Here is a 366-nt window from a genome sequence, read left to right on the forward strand (position 1 = left end):
GACAAGTACCGCTTCGAAGGCCATGCGGTGCTGCCGCACTGGACCGCGCAAACGCTGTTCCGCGTCGGCGAGCGCATGCTCGACGGACAGAAGCCGAAGCTGAACACGCTGCTGATCCCGATCCCGCCTGTCCACACCGCCGATCTCGGTGCCTGGTACAAGGACTGCATGACGACCGATGCCGTGTCGATCTTCCCGATCCCGCCGAAAGATCCGATGCCGGAGGAATGGCTCGACGCCTATTTCTCGAACCCGGCGCCGACCAAGGGCTGGGATTATTCGAAGGTCCCCGACGCCTGCGCAAAATAACGCTGCGCGAACTAGCCTCTCAGCAGGCCGGCTCCTTTCGCGGAGCCGGCCTGCCAG

Annotated in this window: 1 pseudogene; it reads left to right on the plus strand. The window is 63.9% G+C overall.

Going from position 1 to position 366, the window contains the following annotated elements:
• Positions 1-309 (plus strand): annotated as a pseudogene (locus EOC06_RS26565) (ribose ABC transporter substrate-binding protein); the annotation flags it as partial.
• Between the last annotated feature and the right edge of the window lie 57 nt (positions 310-366).

It is taken from the genome of Mesorhizobium sp. M7A.F.Ca.MR.362.00.0.0 (assembly GCF_004023175.1).
Taxonomy (GTDB): Bacteria; Pseudomonadota; Alphaproteobacteria; order Rhizobiales; family Rhizobiaceae; genus Mesorhizobium.